Origin of the sequence: Sphingomonas sp. Leaf34, from assembly GCF_001421805.1 — a bacterium.
Lineage (GTDB): Bacteria > Pseudomonadota > Alphaproteobacteria > Sphingomonadales > Sphingomonadaceae > Sphingomonas.
This window is the reverse complement of record NZ_LMLC01000005.1, coordinates 445,142-464,235: the sequence shown is the minus strand read 5'-3', so window position 1 is coordinate 464,235 and position 19,094 is coordinate 445,142. Positions and strand designations below refer to the sequence as shown.

The 19,094-nt window shown below is 61.3% G+C and carries 13 protein-coding genes and 3 pseudogenes; 4 read left to right on the top strand and 12 right to left on the bottom strand.

All coding sequences use genetic code 11. From position 1 onward, the window contains the following. Positions 1–17: 17 nt before the first annotated feature. The 10 genes and pseudogenes from ASF00_RS18160 to ASF00_RS19105 all read right to left on the bottom strand — a co-directional run. Positions 18–710: pseudogene (locus ASF00_RS18160) on the bottom strand (FAD-dependent oxidoreductase); the annotation flags it as partial. A gap of 1 nt (position 711) precedes the next feature. After that, positions 712–1,159, bottom strand: a pseudogene (locus tag ASF00_RS18645) (FAD-dependent oxidoreductase); the annotation flags it as partial. A 62-nt stretch (positions 1,160–1,221) separates the two neighbouring features. After that, positions 1,222–1,551: pseudogene (locus ASF00_RS18640) on the bottom strand (FAD-dependent oxidoreductase); the annotation flags it as partial. Position 1,552: 1 nt separating this feature from the next. Beyond that, on the bottom strand, positions 1,553–1,902 hold a 350-nt coding region (locus tag ASF00_RS18635; RefSeq protein ID WP_156348425.1), incomplete at its 3' end, for an FAD-dependent oxidoreductase. A gap of 1,119 nt (positions 1,903–3,021) precedes the next feature. Further along, on the bottom strand, positions 3,022–3,891 hold the full coding sequence (gene rfbA, locus ASF00_RS16470; RefSeq protein ID WP_055881831.1) for a glucose-1-phosphate thymidylyltransferase RfbA: 870 nt from the start codon (positions 3,889–3,891) through the stop codon (positions 3,022–3,024). Next, positions 3,888–4,799, bottom strand: coding sequence for a dTDP-4-dehydrorhamnose reductase (gene rfbD / locus ASF00_RS16465; RefSeq protein WP_235525921.1), 912 nt, complete (start codon positions 4,797–4,799; stop codon positions 3,888–3,890). Before rfbD ends, rfbA begins: the two co-directional genes overlap by 4 nt. Further along, complete coding sequence (gene rfbB / locus ASF00_RS16460) at positions 4,796–5,851, bottom strand: dTDP-glucose 4,6-dehydratase (protein WP_055881824.1); 1,056 nt, start codon at positions 5,849–5,851, stop codon at positions 4,796–4,798. Before rfbB ends, rfbD begins: the two co-directional genes overlap by 4 nt. A gap of 11 nt (positions 5,852–5,862) precedes the next feature. Continuing rightward, positions 5,863–6,435 carry a dTDP-4-dehydrorhamnose 3,5-epimerase gene (gene rfbC / locus ASF00_RS16455; protein ID WP_055881821.1) on the bottom strand — a complete coding sequence of 191 codons (573 nt, stop codon included), beginning with the start codon at positions 6,433–6,435 and terminating at the stop codon, positions 5,863–5,865. Further along, positions 6,428–7,756: an O-antigen ligase family protein gene (locus ASF00_RS16450; protein ID WP_162233602.1), complete on the bottom strand. Its 1,329-nt coding sequence runs from the start codon at positions 7,754–7,756 to the stop codon at positions 6,428–6,430. Before ASF00_RS16450 ends, rfbC begins: the two co-directional genes overlap by 8 nt. Positions 7,757–7,941: 185 nt before the next feature. Beyond that, positions 7,942–9,378 (bottom strand): exopolysaccharide biosynthesis polyprenyl glycosylphosphotransferase, encoded by a 1,437-nt coding sequence (locus ASF00_RS19105; RefSeq protein WP_082463505.1) that lies wholly within the window; start codon positions 9,376–9,378, stop codon positions 7,942–7,944. 277 nt (positions 9,379–9,655) lie between these two features. Here ASF00_RS19105 and ASF00_RS16440 point away from each other — a divergent pair, with 277 nt between their 5' ends. The 3 genes from ASF00_RS16440 to ASF00_RS16430 are packed head-to-tail and all read left to right on the top strand — an operon-like array spanning position 9,656 to position 13,818. Beyond that, positions 9,656–10,360: a polysaccharide biosynthesis/export family protein gene (locus ASF00_RS16440; RefSeq protein WP_235525918.1), complete on the top strand. Its 705-nt coding sequence runs from the start codon at positions 9,656–9,658 to the stop codon at positions 10,358–10,360. Positions 10,361–10,385: 25 nt separating this feature from the next. Continuing rightward, complete coding sequence (locus tag ASF00_RS16435) at positions 10,386–12,596, top strand: GumC family protein (RefSeq protein ID WP_055881809.1); 2,211 nt, start codon at positions 10,386–10,388, stop codon at positions 12,594–12,596. 58 nt (positions 12,597–12,654) lie between these two features. Continuing rightward, the gene (locus ASF00_RS16430) at positions 12,655–13,818 is read left to right on the top strand and encodes a hypothetical protein (RefSeq protein WP_235525916.1); all 1,164 of its coding nucleotides are present in this window, start codon (positions 12,655–12,657) and stop codon (positions 13,816–13,818) included. A gap of 68 nt (positions 13,819–13,886) precedes the next feature. Here the strand turns inward: ASF00_RS16430 and ASF00_RS16425 are convergent, their stop codons facing one another. After that, positions 13,887–14,858 carry a hypothetical protein gene (locus ASF00_RS16425; RefSeq protein ID WP_055881801.1) on the bottom strand — a complete coding sequence of 324 codons (972 nt, stop codon included), beginning with the start codon at positions 14,856–14,858 and terminating at the stop codon, positions 13,887–13,889. A 188-nt stretch (positions 14,859–15,046) separates the two neighbouring features. Between ASF00_RS16425 and wzx the strand changes: the two genes are divergently transcribed. Further along, on the top strand, positions 15,047–16,435 hold the full coding sequence (gene wzx / locus ASF00_RS16420) for an O-unit flippase-like protein (RefSeq protein WP_055881797.1): 1,389 nt from the start codon (positions 15,047–15,049) through the stop codon (positions 16,433–16,435). On the opposite strand, the gene ASF00_RS16415 is transcribed toward wzx, so the two are convergent. Beyond that, the gene (locus tag ASF00_RS16415) at positions 16,425–18,224 is read right to left on the bottom strand and encodes a glycosyl hydrolase family 28-related protein (protein WP_162233601.1); all 1,800 of its coding nucleotides are present in this window, start codon (positions 18,222–18,224) and stop codon (positions 16,425–16,427) included. The two genes, wzx and ASF00_RS16415, sit on opposite strands and share 11 nt — an antisense overlap. Positions 18,225–19,094 lie beyond the last annotated feature (870 nt).

Genomic DNA, 19,094 nt, shown 5'->3' with positions numbered 1-19,094 from the left:
GATCAGCTCGTCTTCACTTCGTGATATTCSGCGTCCTCGTTGACGCTCCAGATGTCGTGGATCCGGGCCCCCGCCTGGATGTTGCGCACCGTCAGCATCGCGGTCATCATCGCGTGATCCTGGTTGTTGTAGCGATGCATTCCGTTGCGGCCGACGCAGTGCAGCGTGGGATGCCGCGCCTCGATCTCCTCGCGCAGCGCGTCGACATTGTCGCGATAGTCCTCGTCGTACACCGGATACGCCTTCTCCTGCCGCACCACCRCGCCGCCGGTGACGTGCGCCGGATCGCMCAAGCCCAGGATCGCCATTTCCTTCGTCGCCAGCGCGATCAGGTCGGCGTCGCTCGACGCCCACAAGCCGTCGCCTTCGAAGCAGAAATATTCGAGCCCGACGCACGCAATGTCCGGATCGGGCACCATCTCGGGGCTCCAGCTGCGGAAATTCTGGACGCGGCCCACTTTCACCTTCGAATCGTGGATGTAGATCCAGTTGTCGGGGAACAGGTCGGGCGACTTGATCATCAGCGCGACGGTCAGGAAATCGCGATACCGGAGCGCGCTCGCCTGCGGCAACGTCGTCGGCAACGGGTGCAACCGGCCCGCCAGCTCGCGCATCGGCGCGCTGCTGATCACATGGCCCGCATCGATCGTGACGGTCGCGCCGTCGCGATCGGTCGCGGTGACGCGCCAGCGACCGGTAGAATCCTCGGCNTGACGATGCTGACCGCGAGCGAGAAGGCGCTCGCGCATCGGCGCGCTGCTGATCACATGGCCCGCATCGATCGTGACGGTCGCGCCGTCGCGATCGGTCGCGGTGACGCGCCAGCGACCGGTAGAATCCTCGGCCAGCTGCTTCAGCGCATGCCCCATCAGGATCGTGGTGCCATGCCCCAGCACCTTGTCGCGCGCCGCGTCCCACATCATCCCCGGCCCGAGCCGCGGATAGCGGAAGCTCTCGAGCAGCGTCTTGGTCTGCATCCCGTCATTGGGCGTCTTGTTGAGCCCGAGCGAGCGCTTCAGCCCGTCGAGCACCGCGCCGCCAAGGCTGAGGCCCTTGATCCGCTGCGCAGCCCAGTCCGCCGACATCGTGTCGCACGGCATGCCCCAGACCTTCTCGGTATAGGTCTTGAAGAAGATCGAATACAGCTTGTGGCCGAACTNATAGGTCTGTCCTTCAGGCGAGCGGCGCCAGCGGGCGGCCGTCATAGGGAAAGGGGCTGTCCCCCTTGATCCGCTGCGCAGCCCAGTCCGCCGACATCGTGTCGCACGGCATGCCCCAGACCTTCTCGGTATAGGTCTTGAAGAAGATCGAATACAGCTTGTGGCCGAACTGGTTGACCACCCAGTCCTCGAAGCTGCGGACGGTGGGATTGGGGCGCAGCTTRGCCTTGGCATAGCTCGCCATGCACMAAGTCGAGCGCCAGATGCCCAGATTGCCGAGCGCCTCGAACGCGCGCAGCGGATAGCTGTAGAACTTGCCCTCGTAATAGATCCGGCTCATCCGCGGGCGCTCGATGAAATCGTCCGGCACCGCACGTTCACGACCGACGCCNGTCGAGCGCCAGATGCCCAGATTGCCGAGCGCCTCGAACGCGCGCAGCGGATAGCTGTAGAACTTGCCCTCGTAATAGATCCGGCTCATCCGCGGGCGCTCGATGAAATCGTCCGGCAGGATCTCGTTCCAGAGATCGACCACCGGCTGCGACTTCGAGAAGAACCGGTGCCCGCCGATGTCGAATCGGAAGCCCTCATGCTCGACGGTCCGGCTGATCCCGCCGACATAGACGGGGTCCTTTTCGATCACGGTGACCGAATAGCCCGCCTTGCCGAGCAGATAGGCGGCGGTGAGACCGGCAGGACCGGCTCCGATGATCGCGACGTCCACGCTCGGATCTGAGATCATCGCATTCTCCATAAGCTGCAAAATGCCATGGCGTATGCGAGCCTAAGACGTGGTTAACTTACAGGTGTCGACTGCATTGGTGCAGTCCTGAAGGCGCATGACGGTGGCCTGGTTCGTCGTGCGGTTCATCCGCTCGACCCCACCGATGGTTCACGGGTGGTTCGGGTCGAAACGCCGATGCTCCATGTATTGCCCTCGCGGATCAGAGGCGTGGTCGTGCCGCTCCCATGTCATAGCGATCCATACGGATCCCTTCATCCTGACGTTGGGATCACGCTATCAAACCGCAGGATCAAACAGCGGTCCCGGCGCATAATGCGATAGGTGGGGTTCACACATTGGTATAGCGAGCGGCTATATCGGCAATTGACCCACGCCGTATGATCGGCAAGGAGAATGCAATGTTTCGTCCAATTTGCCTCTCGATAATGGCTCTCGGCGTCGCAGGATGCGCCGAAGGTTCGGTCTCTCCTGGAACGTTGCCGCAAGGCGCAACAAGTGGCGTCTATACCACGGCGGACCAGCAAACGGTCGCAGCGTGTATTGCCACGGCCATCGGTAGCACCGCGCAATCCGTCGACGGACGGTTTGTGATCGCATCCGTACGCAATCCCGGTCTGAGCTACAGCGTTGGACCGAATAGTCGTGACGATGTGTATCCAACTCAAGTCGCAGTCATGGGGACTGAGGGCGACATGGACGAGTCCAAGAGCGTTAATGGTTGTGTCGTAGCGCAGGCTAATCCCCGTTGAGGATACGGGGAGCAATCGCCCTTCTGATGCTAGGGACGGGCGCCACCGCTGCTGCGGCGCCGGCGCCGCCAGCATTCGTGTACTGCAAATCCCCCAGTACGAGCCCGCGCGGCTCGGGGCTGATCATATCGGCGATCTTTCGCTCTCGGTCGGATATGGCCTTCGTCAAAACCGCGTTCGTGAACTATCTTCGGACATCCTATGCGCCGTACGGCAATGGGTGGATATTTCCCGAATTAGGACCGACGTGCCTAAGCTTCACCGACCGACGTAAGGCCGAAGTGCAACGTGGCCTGGACATCTCGCGCACGCCCCAGCCTACGCAAACGGTGTATAATGTAACGTTTGAGATTGGGTAGTCGCCGGGTTATTCCCCGGCGACGGCGTTGAGGATTGCACGACCATACGCGGTCTTCTTGAACCGCTCACCGGCCTGGCTTGCCTGGTCGGCGTTGATAAAGCCCTGGTGAAACGCGATCTCTTCTAGGCATGCGACCTGGATGCCTTGCCGGTGCTGGATCGTCCGCACAAATTCGCCGGCTTCAAGCAGACTATCATGCGTGCCGGTATCGAGCCAGGCGTAGCCACGGCCCATCTGTTCGACGAACAGGTCGCCGGCGTCCATGTAGAGCCGATTGAGATCGGTGATTTCGAGTTCGCCGCGTGGTGACGGCTTCAGGTCGCGCGCGAGCTGGACAACGCGGTTGTCGTAGAAATACAGGCCCGTGACCGCGTGGTTCGACTTGGGACGTGCGGGCTTTTCTTCGAGGCTGATCGCCTTACCGCCTTCGCCGAACTCGACCACGCCGTAGCGCTCGGGATCCTCGACGCGGTAGGAGAACACGGTCGCGCCGCTTTTGCGCTCGACCGCGCTCGCCAGCAGATCGGTCAGGTGGGCGCCGAAGAAGATATTGTCGCCGAGCACCAGCGCGACATTGTCGTCGCCGATGAAATCCGCGCCGATCGTAAAGGCCTGGGCGAGACCCTCTGGCTTGGGCTGCTCGGCATAGCCGATGGTGAGACCGAGCGCCGAACCGTCACCGAACAGGCTCTTGTAATTGCCGATATATTCGGGGCTCGAGATAATCAGGATGTCGCGTATGCCGGCGAGCATCAGCACCGAGAGCGGGTAATAGATCATCGGTTTGTCGTAGACCGGCAACAGCTGCTTGTTGACCGCCAGCGTGGCCGGATGGAGGCGCGTGCCCGAACCGCCTGCCAGAATGATGCCCTTCACGCGCGTGTCTCCTTGTTGGGTGCCCCGAGCAGGTCGTCGAGGATATTGCCGAGGGCGGTCTGCCATGCGGGCGGATGGATGCCGTAGTCGCGGGTGATCGCATCATGGCTGAGCAACGAGTTGGCGGGCCGCGTCGCCGGGGTCGGATATTCGGCGGTGGTAATACCCTCCACCTCGGCATTGACGCCGCCGCGTGCCGCGCTTTGCGCAAAAATCTCACGCGCAAAGCCGGCCCAGGTCACCGCGCCGGCGTTGCTGAAATGATAGGTGCCGGTGGGGGCCGCAGGATCGTCGACGAGGCGCATCGTGATCGTCGCGAGTGCCGCCGCGAGATCGGTCGCCGACGTCGGACTGCCGTGCTGGTCGTCGACGACACGCAAGCGCGGGTTGGTCGCGCCGACGCGTAGCATCGTCTTTATGAAATTGTTGCCGTGCGCGCTGACCACCCAGGCGGTGCGGACGATCGCGTGGCGCGCACCCGAGGTCTGCACGGCGAGTTCACCGCCGAGCTTCGACGCGCCGTAGACACCGAGCGGGGCAACCGGATCGGTCACCTCCCACGCGCCGTCGCGCGCGCCGTCAAAGACATAGTCGGTCGAAACCTGGACGATCGGGATACCGGCCTTGGCGCAGGCCTCCGCAAACGCGGCGGGCGCCATCGCATTGACGGCCCAGGCGGTGACGATGTCGCTCTCGGCCTTGTCGACGGCCGTGTAGGCGCCAGCCGAAATAACGGCCGCCCAGGGCTCAGATGCGACCATCGCGCCGATCGCCGCGGTATCGCGCAGGTCGAGCTCGTCGATATCGATCGCGGTGACCGCCCAGCCATCAGGCCATGCGTAGCGCTTGAGTTCGGTTCCAAGCTGGCCGTTACCGCCGGTAACGAGGATCCGTTTCACGTCGCTCATACCGAAAGCCCGCGGCGCTGATCGGCCTTGTGTTCGGCGACAATCGCTTCCCACCATCCCTGGTTGTCGAGATACCAGGCGACCGTCTTCTCGATGCCGGTCTCGAAGGTTTCAGCGGGCTCCCAACCGAGCTCGTCCTTGATGCGGCTTGCATCGATCGCGTAGCGCTTATCGTGACCAGGTCGGTCGGCGACATAGGTAATCTGCGTCGCATAGGATTGGCCATCGGCGCGCGGCCGCAAGCGGTCGAGTATCGCGCAGACGGTGTTCACGACCTCGAGATTCTGCTTCTCGTTGTTCCCGCCGACATTGTAGGTCCGACCGGGCTCGCCCTTCTCAAACACCGCGTGCAGTGCGCGGACATGATCCTCGACGAACAGCCAGTCGCGGACCTGGTCGCCCTTGCCGTAGACCGGCAGATCGGCACCGGCGAGCGCCTTGACGATCATCAGCGGGATCAGCTTTTCGGGGAAGTGGTACGGCCCGTAATTGTTCGAGCAGTTGGTGATCAGCACCGGCAGGCCATAGGTGTGGCCCCAGGCGCTGACGAGATGATCCGAACCCGCCTTCGACGCCGAATAGGGCGAGCGCGGGTCGTATGGCGTTTCCTCGGTGAACAGCCCGGTATCGCCGAGCGAGCCATAGACCTCGTCGGTCGAGATATGGTGGAAGCGAAACGCAGCCTTGGCCTCGTCGTCAAGGCCGAGCCAATAGGCGCGCGCTTCGCTCAGCATCGTAAAGGTGCCGACGACGTTGGTCTGGACGAACGCGCCCGGACCGTCGATCGAGCGGTCGACATGGCTTTCGGCTGCGAGATGCGTGACGATTTCGGGCTTGAACTCGGCGATCGCGGCCTTGACGGCGTCGGCGTCGCAGATGTCGCCCTGGACGAAGCGATAGCGGTTCGAACTCGCGACGCGCTCGACCGTCGACAGCGTGCCGGCATAGGTCAGCTTGTCGAAGTTGAGGACCTCATGGTCGGTGTTCTCGATCAGGTGACGGACGAGAGCCGAGCCGATAAAGCCGGCCCCGCCGGTGACGAAGATACGCATAGGTCTGTCCTTCAGGCGAGCGGCGCCAGCGGGCGGCCGTCATAGGGAAAGGGGCTGTCGAAGTCGGCAAGGGCTGGCTGCACTGCATCCTTCGCGCTCAGCTCAGGTTTGATATCGATAGGGATTGGCCAATCAATTCCCGCGCTGTCCCAGCGTATACCCCCATCGTGGTCAGGAGCATAGGTATCCGAGCATTTGTACGTCACCTCACAGTTTTCCTCCAGCGTGACGAAGCCGTGCGCGAAGCCAATCGGAATGAACAGCTGGTGTCCGTTGTCGGCGGACAGTTCTGCGCCGACCCACTGGCCATAGGTCGGCGAATCCTTGCGAACATCGACGGCCACGTCGAAGATACGCCCGCGGACGCAGCGCACCAGCTTGTCTTGACCGCGAGCGGGTGTTTGGAAATGCAGGCCGCGCAGCGTGAACGCGGGCACTGACAAGGAATGGTTATCTTGCACAAAGGCGCAAGTGATGCCGAGCTTTTCGAATGCCGGTATCGAATACACTTCGGTAAACCATCCACGGGCATCGCCGAAGCGCTTGGGGCGGATGAGTTGTACGGGGGAAAGAGCTTCAGTCATTTTCGTGGTGCGTTCCGGTAGTGGGGATATGGGCGAGCCAGCAGCACAGGATCGTGAAAACGGCTCCAAGCAAAGGCGTTCGCAGCGGATAATCCGTCAGGCTCGCAAGCAGCAGGATCAGTATGGCGAATGCTGAAGCACGCTGCAAGGCGCGCCACGGGCTAGCAGGAGGCATGACGATGCTCTGCCAACTAGCCCGGATCCACCAGACGACGAACCCGGCAAGAACCAGCAAAGCAGGTACGCCGCCGGTAATGGCCAGTTCGATCAGATCGTTATGTGCGTTGTTGAAATAGCTCGTCTTGAGCAGGGCATCCGGTTCGTAGCTGGCGTAGACCGCAACAAACGACCCGAAGCCGGTACCAAAGGGTAGCGTCTGCGCGATAATGTGAAGAAGTGTTGGCAGAGCGGCCAGGCGGCCTTCCGTCCCCAAGTCATTGTCGACGAAGCGACCGATCGCAACGGCGCGGTCGGCCGTTAGTGCCACTGCCAACAAGACGGAAACGCCGATGACCAGCCCCCCGGCCATCAACCAGCGTTGCCGGGCGGACAATCGGCTTGCGCCCGTCGATGGCTCGACAAGGAATGCCGTGATCAGGCCTAGCAACACGAGGACCAGACCGGCGCGCGACCCAAGGACGAGAACGAATAGGATAATGACGGCCGCCACCGCCAAGCCGATGATGTTTCGCGCTCGTGCCGTCTGCTTGCGCGACGTGGGAGATAGCGTCCATGCACGCAGCAGCGGTAGCGCAATGGCCATCAACGCGCCTTGATGATTGCGATTGGCAAGCAGGCCGATCAATTGTCCCCGACCGCTCACCCTGTACCAGTAGAGCGGCGACGTCTCGCCGCCAGCAACCTGCATCACGCCTAGCACCATGCTGACGGCGACGATGCCCAATACCGGCAAAAGCAAAAGGCGGCGTTGACGGTCGGTGAGCGTGCCGAAACCGATCATGACACCGAGCGGGACAAGGAGCGACACCAAACTATTCCACGCACGGTCGGGCGATAGGGCAAGGGGGTGCCAAAGGTCGGTTCCGCCCAGCAACTTAGCCACGGTATCATAGCTTTCGCGACCTCGCAGGCCATACCAGAGCGATGGCGGTAGCGGGATGAGCTGGAGGGCTATCGTTGCGGCAAACAGCGCCAGCAGGAGAGGGAGCGGTTTGACGCTATTCCATTCGACCCGGCTCTTCAGCAGCATGGCGACGATGCACAACACACATACTGGCCGCAAAATGAGCAGCGAGTTGATGTCGGGGCGCGAAGACCCGCCGAGAAATGCCACCACGACGGCCAAGACGGCAAACGCCACGACCGCTACGGAGGGGCGGCCCAACGCGCCGAGGTTAAACCCGGTGCGATGCCGTCTGTGCGAGCGAGCATGACTTGGAGGCACGTGTCGATCCCGTCTCTTCGATGTGTAAAAGCGGTAATGCATTCGCAGCGTGGCGGAACTCCGGGCTCCTTAGGCACCCAAAGTGTATTCGCCAACGATATTCAAAACGCGTTGCGATGAGTCAAAACGCCAAACGTTTGGATGACCAGCATAAAATCGCGCCAGATAGACCAGGCTTCTAAGTAGGCCAAGTCTGCCTGAAGGCGGTTGATCAGGTCATCGCCGGTTTCAGTGTTGCCGCGAAACCCACGAACCTGCGCAAGGCCGGTAAGTCCTGGTTTCACGGCATGCCGGCTCCAATACTCGGATGCGACTTCCCAGTACAAGGCCTTGCCAGCCAAAGCGCCCGTGGCGTGCGGCCGTGGCCCTACGATGCTCATATCGCCGCGCACCACATTAAAAAGTTGCGGGAGTTCATCCAGGCTCGTTTTACGGATAAACCGCCCAATGCGCGTTACGCGAGCGTCGTTGCGCGTCGTGAGCTTGCTGGCGCTGTGATCAAGTCGATCGGTCCGCATGCTACGAAACTTGAACATGCGAAACAGCCTGTTGCCTTTCCCGATACGCGGCTGAACGAAAAGCGCCGAGCCGGGAGAGTCGAGTTTGATCAGGATCGCAATAACGCAGAGTAGGGGCGCCAAAACGATAAGGGCTGGTACTGCAATCGCCAGATCAAACAACCGCTTGGTCGCACGATCTACGGCGTTGAGTTGTCCTGTCGCGATGAGGGTGGTTGCGACGCCATAGTAGCGTGTCGTGCTGATCGCACCAATCGCATCGAGTTCAGGCGTCAGAACCTCTACATTGACGCCTGCGCCCTTCAGGGCAAGCGACCATGCGGCGCGCCGGTCCGGTTGGCAGGCGACGATGACGCGGTCCGTCTCGTGAATGATCCGGCCGAGATGATCGAGCATGGCAGGATTGTTGATATCGGGGCGGATATTGATCGCGTTGACGTCGATCTTAAAGGCTGTGCATCCTTCCAACGGAGCGAAGTCATCGATCAGGACGATTTCGCTTTCAGGGCTGCCATCGAGCGCCGCGAAGGCGTATTTTGCAAACGCGGTGCGTCCGACAATAAGAAGCGCACAGCTTGTCAGCGTGCCGCCGATCGCGATCGCCCGGGATAGCGCATCGGAGGACTTGATGATGAACGTAACGCTTATCACGATCAGGACGGCGGTGAGCAGGGATAGGCCCGCGCGTCGCGTACTGCGCGATGCGCTGATCACGACCGCCAGACGATACGCCCGCTGCCTGATCGCGCTGAGATAATAGATCGGGATAAGCAGCGGAAGAAATCTCAGCAAGCGTTCGTGATCGATGCTGCCCAGATACAGCCACGCAATGGCTATTGGTCCGGCACTGATCATAAGCAGGTCGAGCAACGCGAGAAAGGTGAGCAGTCTCACTCGGATGCCATGCTTTGTCGCTCCGGACTGAAAGCGCTGCTTCTCGTAGGTTGGCGGTGGAGAATCGAATGAGGTTCGGGGGGGCTGGCTGCTCGGCATGTGGCTCACGCATACAAATTGTTTCATGGTACGCTGGCCGCTCTCGGCAAAATAAAAATCAAGCCGATCTGATGTAGCGGCGCAGCCAGCGCGTAATTGCGACTCTGCATACTCCGCCGTTCAGGTTTAGGCGATAGCAAAACCAGAGTGCTCCGAGCTCGAGCGCAATGACGAAAGCGGCCGGGTTTGGACGTGCGGCCCTGTGCCTGATCGGCCCGGCGAGGGTTGCAACTTGGGTGCGGCGGAGCTAATCCCCCGGAGCCCAACAGGGCCTGCAGCTGGCAAGGTCTCAATGAATAGTAGAGTGTTTTCCTTCGGCGTGCTGATTGTTGCGCTGACAGCTTCCTCCTGTGCCTCACCTCGTTTTGAAGGTCGGCCGGATCTCACCGTCTTTGACAACAAGCCGCTTCCGGAGCCGGTTCGTCAGGACCTGGTGATCCCGTCCCGGCCTTACGTCATTGGCCCATCAGATCAGTTGTCGATCGACGTTTTTGGCATCGACGAACTTAGCAAGAACGTAACGGTCGACCTGACGGGCCAGATTGCGCTGCCGCTTGTAGGCTCGCTGAAGGTGTCTGGGATGACGGCAGACGAGCTCACGGCTGACTTGGTATCGCGTCTGCGTCGGGCCTATGTGCGTAAGCCACAGGTAACGGTGAACATCGTCACTGCTGCAAGCCAGGTCATTACCGTCGACGGGTCCGTTACCACGCCGGGAATCTACCCGCTATTGGGTCGGATGTCGCTGATGCGCGCGATCGCGCGTGCGTCCGGCACCTCGGAATTCGCGCGTGAAAACTATGTGGTCGTATTCCGCAATGTGAATAGCAAGCGATATGCTGCGCTGTACGATCTGCGCGCGATCCGTCAGGGCATATATGAGGATCCCGAGATCTTCTCCAACGACGTGATCTATGTCGGTGATGATCCGGCTCGACGCCTATTCCGCGATGTTATAGCTGCTGCGCCGCTGCTTTCCGCGCCGTTGATCTATTTGGTCACTCAGTAAATCGTATCAGAGTTAGACAAAAGCTATGCAGTACGAACGCACCCCGGATGCGATGCGCGACCTTGATGGGCCACTGATTGACGTCGGAGGCGGCGGAAAGTCGAACTTCTCGCTCAGTCACCTTCTTGCGATCCTCAAGAAGCGGAAGTGGCTGATCATCGGATCCGTGGTCGGCGCGCTACTGCTTGGTATCGTCATAACGCTATTGATGACGCCGCAATATACATCTGTTTCCGTTGTTGAAATCCAGAGAGAAACGCGGAATTTCACCAATGTAGACGGGGTGGATTCGCGTTCACCGTCCGCCGTCGATTCCGAATTTTACGAGACGCAGGCCGGGCTGTTGCGGTCCGTCGCGCTTGCGGGAAGTGTAGTGACCGATAGTCGCCTGCAAGACAGCGCGGCATTTTTCACGATGTTCAAATCGAGCAAGGCGAAGAACTGGTTCGACAACGGGAAGCTCGTTCCGCGTGCGTCCACGCGCGATGAGCGGGTTCGCGAGGCAAGCGAGATCTTGCTCGACCACATCAAGATACTCATCCAGCGGCAGTCCAGGCTTGCTACGATCAGCTTCACAAGTCCGGAAGTCGGTTTTTCGAAAAAGATCGTGGATTCGTGGGCTGCACATTTCGTTCAGGCGACGCTCGACCGCCGATATGCCGCTACTGCGTATGCGCGTAAGTTTCTTGAAGACCGGCTGAGCCAGTTGCGCATTCGTATCGATCAGGCCGAACGGCAGCTGGTTGATTACGCGGCTCGCCAGGATATCGTTAACTTGCCAAGCGAAGTCGCCTCGACCCCGGGGTCGGGTGCGGCGCCCGAGCGCTCGCTGGTCGCCGAGAATCTGGTCGCGCTCAACAAGGAACTGGCAACCGCCACGGGCGAACGGATCGAAGCGCAAAGCCGGCTAGGCGCCAAGGGCGGTGACGTTCAGGAGGCGCTGTCGAACAGCGGTATCTCGCAGATGCGCGCCAAGCGGGCGGACTTGTCATCGGAATATGCCGAAATGATCCAGAAGTTCGATCCGGCTTACCCACCTGCGCAAGCGCTGCGTGCGCAGATAACGACGCTCGATCAATCCATCGGGCGTGAAGAAGGTCGTGTCCGATCCACGCTGCAGGAAACCTATAACGCAGCTCAGGAGCGCGAGACGGCGCTTGCGAGCAAGGTCGACGGCCTGAAATCGAGCCTGTTCGATCTCCGTCGGCGCAGCACGCAATATAACATCCTGATGCGGGACGTTGATACCAATCGCCAACTGTATGACGCGTTGTTGCAGCGTTATAAGGAAATCGGCGTGGCAGGCGGTGTCGGCGCAAACAATATTGCCGTCGTCGATGCGGGCGATCTGCCGGATAAGCCGTCCAGCCCCAAATTGTTGCTGAACCTCGCATTCGCGTTGATCGGTGGGTTGATCGTCGGTGCGTCGCTGGCCTTTGCGCTCGAGCAGCTTGAGGACTCGCTCTCCGACCCGGCCGAAGTGGCAGAACTGTTGCGCGTCCCGCTGATCGGCGTTGTGCCGCAGGTCAGCGAGGAACCGCTGGCAGCGCTGCTGGATGTGAAGTCGCCACTGAGCGAGGCGTATTTCTCGGTGCAGACTTCGCTCGCACTGGCAACGATGAACGGATTCCCGCGCTCGCTCGTCATCACCAGTTCGCGTCCCAACGAGGGCAAGTCGCTGACATCCTTCGGCCTGGCGAAGACGCTGGCGGTGCAAGGCCGTCGCGTGTTGCTGATCGATGCCGACATGCGCTCGCCAAGCGTCCATTATATGTTGGATCTCGAAGCGACACCCGGCCTCAGCAGTCTCCTGACGAACGCGGCTTCGATCCAGGATACCGTGCAGCAGACCAGTATCGCCAATCTTTCGGTTATCGCCGCCGGTCCTACGCCGCCCAGCGCGGCCGAGTTGCTGTCGGGCGGACGTTTCAAGGATATGGTCGTAGCGTTGCTCGAGACATTCGATCATATCGTGATCGACGCGCCACCCGTCATGGGATTTGCCGACTCACCGCTGATCGCCAGCCAGGTCGAAGGCGTCTGTTTTGTCATCGAGGCCCATGGAACGAACAAGTCGAGCGCACGGACGGCAATCTCGCGTCTGCGTAGCGCCGACACGACGATCTTCGGTGCGATCGTGACGAAGTTCAATTCCAAGCGCGCCTTCAGCGGCTACGGCTACGATTATGGCTATGGCTATGGCTATGGCGAAAGCGCGACGAAAGCGAAGCGGTAAGGAGGGGGCGCTCGTCGTGTCGAGAGGGCTTGGTGTTCTTCGGGTCGTCGTCATCCTGGTGGGCGGCGCGGTCGCCCTCTGGGTGTCGATTGGCGTTACCCTCAACCTGACGATCGCGCGATTGCAACCCGCGCCGTCTGCGTCGTGGTGGCCCGTCGGCGTCACGGCCAAGGTGACCCGGGGCCGTGAGCTGCTGACGACCGCCGCCCAGCAGCCTGTAACGGACATCGACCCTGTTCGCGCGAGTTTGCGCGACGCAGCGTTGCGCGAACCCGTGAACACGCAGGCACTCGGCACTCTGGCGGCGCTCGATGAACTTCGGAATGATACGCGCCGGGCGCGGGCGCTCTTTCGCGCTTCGGAAACCGTGTCACGCCGCAATGTGCTCACTCAGTTTTGGCTGATCGAAGATGCCGTTGCTCGTGGCGATGTCGCAGAAGCGATCAAGCACTATAATCGTGCTATGCTCGTATCGTCGGAAGCGCGGACGACGCTTCTCCCGGTATTGGCCCAGGCATCGTCCGATCCAGCCATTCGCAAGGAACTTCTGCCGTTGCTGGCAAAGCGCCCGCTGTGGTGGAAGGACTATCTGCAGCAACTTGGGACGAGCGGGGCAGATCCGACCGCGATGGCGCTCGCACTCGCGGCGACGCGCACCGATATTCGCAACCCCGATGAACGGGGACTCGCGCAGGCGATCCTTCGGAGAATGGTGGCGCTCAAGGACGGCCGCGGCGCGCTGCGTGCCGCGAACCGTTTGGAACGCGTGCCCGGATCGACCCGGTCGATACGTGAGGGTGATTTCGAAACAGCGGACGGCCTGGTTCCGTTTGCGTGGTGGATGCGCGACGAGGACAGCATCCGCGCATTTCGCGATACGGTTCCCGATGGCGGCATGGGCCTGCGGATCGAGACGAGCTCGGGCGCGTCCGGGGGGGTGGCCCAGCAGCTGATCGGTCTCGCCGCCGGCCGTTACATCATGCAGGGTCGCGCCGGCGATGTGTCGACCGACCAGACCGCACGGCCGACGATCAACGTCACCTGCGAGACGGGAAAGCCGCTGTCGCGGTTCTCGCTACCGTCCGCTGGACCGAATGGGCGCAGCTTCCGGTTTGCGTTCGATGTGCCCGCAACCGACTGCGCACTGCAGTGGGTAACGATCGTGACTGCCCCGGCGGTAGATACCAATATCTGGCTCGACAACCTCACCGCCACGCGCTGAGCAAGGTCCGGGAGCAAGGTCCGGGAGCAAGGTCCGGGAGCAAGGTCCGGGAGCAGGACGAGCGTGCGTTACCCGAGCATGTCGTCCAGCCATCCTGACAAGCTGTAGCTCCTGAGAAGCGCAGGATCCTGAGGCAGCCAAGGCGAGTCCAAGAACGACGGGTCGATCACCGGCCGATCACGGTCGACATAGGACTGGTTCTGGGGATGATAGAAGTCGGCCTTCGCGATCGAAGGATTGGTCGTGATAAGCTTGCGTGACGCGCCGAGCATCTCGATCGTCCGCATCGTGAAACCGGTCTGAACGTCGCGCTCGATGTCGAGAACGATCTTGGCACGGCCGATGAGCTTCTGCACTTCGTGCTTTGGAATAGGGCTGAAAATAAAATCGCGTTCGTCGGTTCGGCGATATGGCGCGCTCACGACATTCTGAATTCTGTGCAGCATCTGGCTGCGCGCGAATAGGATCTTTCGGAAATCATAGCCGGGTGGCATGGCTCGCGCGATTTTGTCGAGGACCGTAACCCGGTCGCTGTGCGCGGTCCCCAGAAACAGGAGATCGATATCCTGCTCGACGGCGCCGACATCGGCATATTGCTCGATGTAGAATAACGGGCGGTATTTCAGCCGGGGATCGGTCTTGACGTCTTCCAGGTCGAAACTGAAGGCGCGATCGAATAGGTCCACCTTGTCGGCCGACCCCTTCGGCATGTTCCGGTAACTGTCCCAGAAATACAATGTGAGCCTGGCTTTCGGAAAAAGCGCGCGCATCCGGCGGATCATGTAAACCGATAGCGCTTCACCCTTTATGACCAGAATGTCGCGGATGTCGTGACGTGCCGCATCGGCGAAGATCTTGGCAAAATATTCGTCGCTGCGGCGCTGGATGACGCGGGGCGACAATCGGACCAGAGCCTTGGTAAGTGTGTCTGACGCGGGGCGATCGTCATACCAGAGCGCCGAACGGCCGCGTTCGGCGAGTGCCTTAACGATTTCCTGCGGATAGCCGAAAAAGTTTGTCGAGATAAGCAACGTGTCCATCGGGCTCTCCTAGCCCGGAATACAAGGCTTCTGGAAGGGGCGGCGTCGTGATCGTGACTTTGACTAACCGGTAGCAAGCGGGCAAGGCGACCGGCGCCCTGCCATCGCGCGCCCAGACCACAGGCGGAACCATTGCCCTCATTCGAATGCCGACCCTGCGTGTCGGATCACCGTTGCGAGCACCTGCGATGAGACAGCTGCTTCGAGCCGTCATTGCGCGTCGCGGGCTAGCGATCGCGGCGGTCGCACAGGCCCTGCAATATGGCTCGGGCCTGCTGCTGCTGCCGCTTGTCGTACGCATGCTGAGCGCACAGGAGGTCGGGCTTTGGTATATCTTCATCGCCGCGCAAGGGTTGTCAGCGGTCGCTGATTTCGGTTTTCAGCCGACTATCGCCCGATACGTGTCGCTTGTCTGGTCCGGGGGATCGAGTTTCGACGACCCGACCGAGGGGAACGTGGGCTCGCACGCGCCCAATCTACCGCTGCTTGCCAACCTGATCGTGACCGCACGGCGGCTATATGCCGGCCTGGCGACGGGCCTGTTCCTGCTCCTGGCGGCGGCGGGGGCATTCTACGTCTTGCCGCTCGCGCGAGCGGGCGGACTTGCAACGACGCCCGTATTGATGGCTTGGACCATTTTCTCGACGGCCACGGCGCTTGGCGTCTATTTTCTCTGGATTCCAGCGCTGCTGCTCGGATCGGGGCGGATCGCGCAAAACTACAGCTTTCTGGTGCTCGCGCGCGGAGGGTCCGCCGCGCTCGGGATCGGTGCACTGCTCGCGGGGGGCGGATTGATCGGACTGTCGGCGGCGTTTCTGCTGGCGCAGATCATTGCCCGCATCGGTGGGGCGATGTTCCTCAAGGGACTGCCGCTGAAAAGCCGTACGCGCGACGCGGAACGATCGCGTGCGCTGCTGCGCGAAATCGCCCCTAACGCCTCCCGTCTCGGCCTCGTCGGCATCGGGGCCTTCCTTGTTACCCGGTTGAGCGTCTTTGTCGTGTCGTCCTTTTATGGCCTGAAGGCTGCCGGCTCGTTTTCGATCAGCCTCCAGATGCTGATGGCCGTAACGACCGTCGCCCAGTTGCCGGCGCAGATCTCGCTCGCCCGGATCGTCGAAGCCCGCATGGCGCGCGACCGCACGCGCTTACGCCAGCTTGCCCTGCGCGGCGTGGTCGGCTTCTTCGTCATTGCCGTTTCCGGCTCGATCGCGGTGATTGTACTGGCGCCATATCTGCTGGTATTTCTCAAGAGCAGCGTGCCACCGCTGCCATCGGCGACCATGATCCTGCTGGCCGTCACGATGGTGCTGGAGGGTAACCATTCGGTGCACGCGTTCATCATCACGACCGCGAACAAGGTTCCGTTCGTGATACCATCGCTGGTATCCGGCGTGGTGGTGGCGATATTGGCGACCACGAGCTGCTGGCTGGGTCTTGGCGTGATAGGCGTGATCGCCGCTCAAGGGCTGACCCAAGCGGCGTACAACAACTGGAAATGGCCATTGATGGTCTGGAAGGACCTGGCGCCGCCCCGAGACGAGCCGCTTCTAAACGACTCGCCCCGTATCAAGCTGTGACGCTGTAGTTCCCGGACAGGATCAGATCGCCATCGCGCGGCAGCGCTATGGGGCCTCCATCGGCGGTCAGAAAGGCTATTGCGCCGTTTGCGAAATTTGCGCGGACATTGCGGCCCGCAAAGCTGCTGCCGGAATATTCGAGCGTCACCGTTTCCACGCCATCGGCATCAAACTCGAGCGGCAAGCCTAGGATATAGAGGCTGGCATTGTTTCCTGCCGCACTGTGCCCCGACCATTCGATGCGAAGGCGGAAATGGACGATGTTGCCCTGACGACGATACCGGCCGAAGGTCTTGCCGCCCCGCGCATAGGTGCCCGGGGTTCGGCCATTGCCGCGCACCTCGGGCACAAAGCTCCCGCCCCGCGCCTTGGTCACCATTCGTCCGGTGGCGTCGTTCATGAATGCGTCGCATTCGATCTCGAATCCGGGGCGATCGCCAAGCGTAAGCTTGCCGGTGTGGGTACCACCTTCGATCCGCACGAGAACAGTCGCATAGCTGTCGGTGCGTGCGCGTGCGCCGATCAGGGCAGGCGTTGGCCCGAGCCACTGGCAGGCGGTGAATTTGAGGATGCTGTATGCGTTGAGATCGAAATAGGCGGCCGTCGGCGTGTTCTCGGTGACGAACTGGGTTGCGGTGCAGACCAGGGCGCGCACCGAGTTGAACGAACTGTAGCTTTGCGACCAGAACACGCTCTTGTGTGTCGGGTTGCCATAGAAATAGCCCGCGCTGATCTCGACATGGTTGGTGCAGCCCTTGGCAAATTCGATGCCGTGACCCCAGCAGCCGTCGATCTTGCCGTTCTGCGAGCCGAAGCGCAAAAAACATCCCGACCAGATGCATCCGCGGAGCAGGCTGAGCCCGCCGCCCTGGACCATCGAGATCCCGCATGACGCCGCCTGGCGATCATCGACGCGTACCGTGACCTCGGTCGGATAGGTATCGTTCAGATTGTCCCAGTTGACGTGAACCGGTGCTGTGCCACCGGTAACGATGATATGGCGTATGACATTTTGGGTCGACGGTCCGTCGCCCGCTTTCCAACGGCAATCCCAGGCCATCGCCGCCGTTCCGGCGGTTTCGATCGTGAAATCCGAAAAGGTTACGCCGGTGACGGACCAGGATTGGAGAACCGTGCCGGTCAGGCCGGCGCGTGCGCGCAATATCGTGCCGAGCTTGCTTTGCCCCAGCAGGCCCAGCGGCGATAGCGAACCGGCTGACGTGCTCTGTGAACCGAAGCGGAGGTTTCCGACCAGATAGACGCCGTCCGGCACGTACACGGTGCGTCCGCTGCGCTGCGCCGCATCGAAGGCGGCATTGAACGCCGCGGTGCAATCGATCCTGCCCAGCCGCTGCCGAGCATCCGAAATCTGCTCGGGCGACATAAAGTCCATCACCGACAGCGCATAATCGTCGAGTTTTTCGGCAAAGCTGCGCGTGTGCGCACCCTCGGCCTTCGCCGTGAACATGCCCGCTGCTCCGGGTGTCGGCCGTACCTGTGGTGGCGTCTGTGCAGCGGCTCCCGACAGGGGCAGAGTCAGGAGCAGCCCGCAGCTGGCGCGACGTGTCAGGCCGGGCCGTGCTTCCACGCACAGGGGTTCGGTATCGGGGGTGTCTGTCATCGTTCCTACTCGAATTGGTGGCGGCGACGTCAAACGGGGTGCGTTCCGGACATTCGTGATGAAAGTCGGTCGGTGGGCACCTCGGCCTGCTTGATCGGCTTGAACGCCCACCAGAAATAAAGCGCGGCAGCGATCGCAGGCAGCGCATGGATGCTGAGCGTGTACCATTGCACGATGAATTGCCCGAGCGTGGTATAGATCATGAGCGCGACGGCGGCCTGCAACACGCTCAGTCGTGGCAGCAACGCCTTGAGCTTCTCCAGAATGGCACCATTCGCCATGCCGGAGAGCAGGGGTATCAGGATCACGCCGAGCCAGCCGAAATTGGCATATCCCCATTCCGCCGTCGTCAGGCGCAGGCCACCAGTGACGAGTTCGGAGATATCCCCGCCGACATCGTTGTACGTCAGTGTCCAGACCTGCGGGTTCCAGGCGTAGTTGCTGGGAACGAGGCCGCCGAACACCGTGCGGCCCATCGAGAAATACTCGCCTTGCACGAAGCCGTGGAGCCAGTTGAGCTGGTCCATGATGTCAGGCGCGCCTGCCGCGATGAATTGCGAGAAATCCTCGCCGACGTAACCGCTACGAAGCGCCTGCACCTCCAGGATCTGGCCAAGGACGTAGTAAAAGACGCTGCCGAACGGGAAAATGACGATGACGAGGACGATGTACCATTTGAGCCAGCCACGGTTCTGCGCCGCCAGAATTCCGAGGAAGAATATGACGCCGGTGGCGGTGGCGCCGCGGGCGAGGGATATGAGCAGGACGACGAAGCTGGCGGTGGCCAGCGCGATCAGGAAAGGCGACCGTCGATACCAGCCAATCGTCAGCAACAGCGGGATCGATGCCTGCAGGACCGAAAAGCAGAAACGGAACAGATAGGCGGCGCGATAATAGGGATCGCGGTAGGCGCCTTTGAACTGCTTTGCCGAAAACGGATCGGCCGCGAACATCGGGATAAAGCCCATGATCGCATAGGCCACGCACATGCCAATCACGCACGGCGCGGCCACGATGATGACACGACGCACCATCGGA

Coding starts and splice junctions, on each gene's coding strand:
- rfbD (WP_235525921.1), bottom strand. CDS start 4,799: ATGAGCGACGTGAAACGGATCCTCGTTACCGGCGGTAACGGCCAGCTT.
- rfbB (WP_055881824.1), bottom strand. CDS start 5,851: ATGCGTATCTTCGTCACCGGCGGGGCCGGCTTTATCGGCTCGGCTCTC.
- rfbC (WP_055881821.1), bottom strand. CDS start 6,435: ATGACTGAAGCTCTTTCCCCCGTACAACTCATCCGCCCCAAGCGCTTC.
- ASF00_RS19105 (WP_082463505.1), bottom strand. CDS start 9,378: ATGAAACAATTTGTATGCGTGAGCCACATGCCGAGCAGCCAGCCCCCC.
- ASF00_RS16435 (WP_055881809.1), top strand. CDS start 10,386: ATGCAGTACGAACGCACCCCGGATGCGATGCGCGACCTTGATGGGCCA.
- ASF00_RS16425 (WP_055881801.1), bottom strand. CDS start 14,858: ATGGACACGTTGCTTATCTCGACAAACTTTTTCGGCTATCCGCAGGAA.
- wzx (WP_055881797.1), top strand. CDS start 15,047: ATGAGACAGCTGCTTCGAGCCGTCATTGCGCGTCGCGGGCTAGCGATC.
- ASF00_RS16415 (WP_162233601.1), bottom strand. CDS start 18,224: ATGGTACACGCTCAGCATCCATGCGCTGCCTGCGATCGCTGCCGCGCT.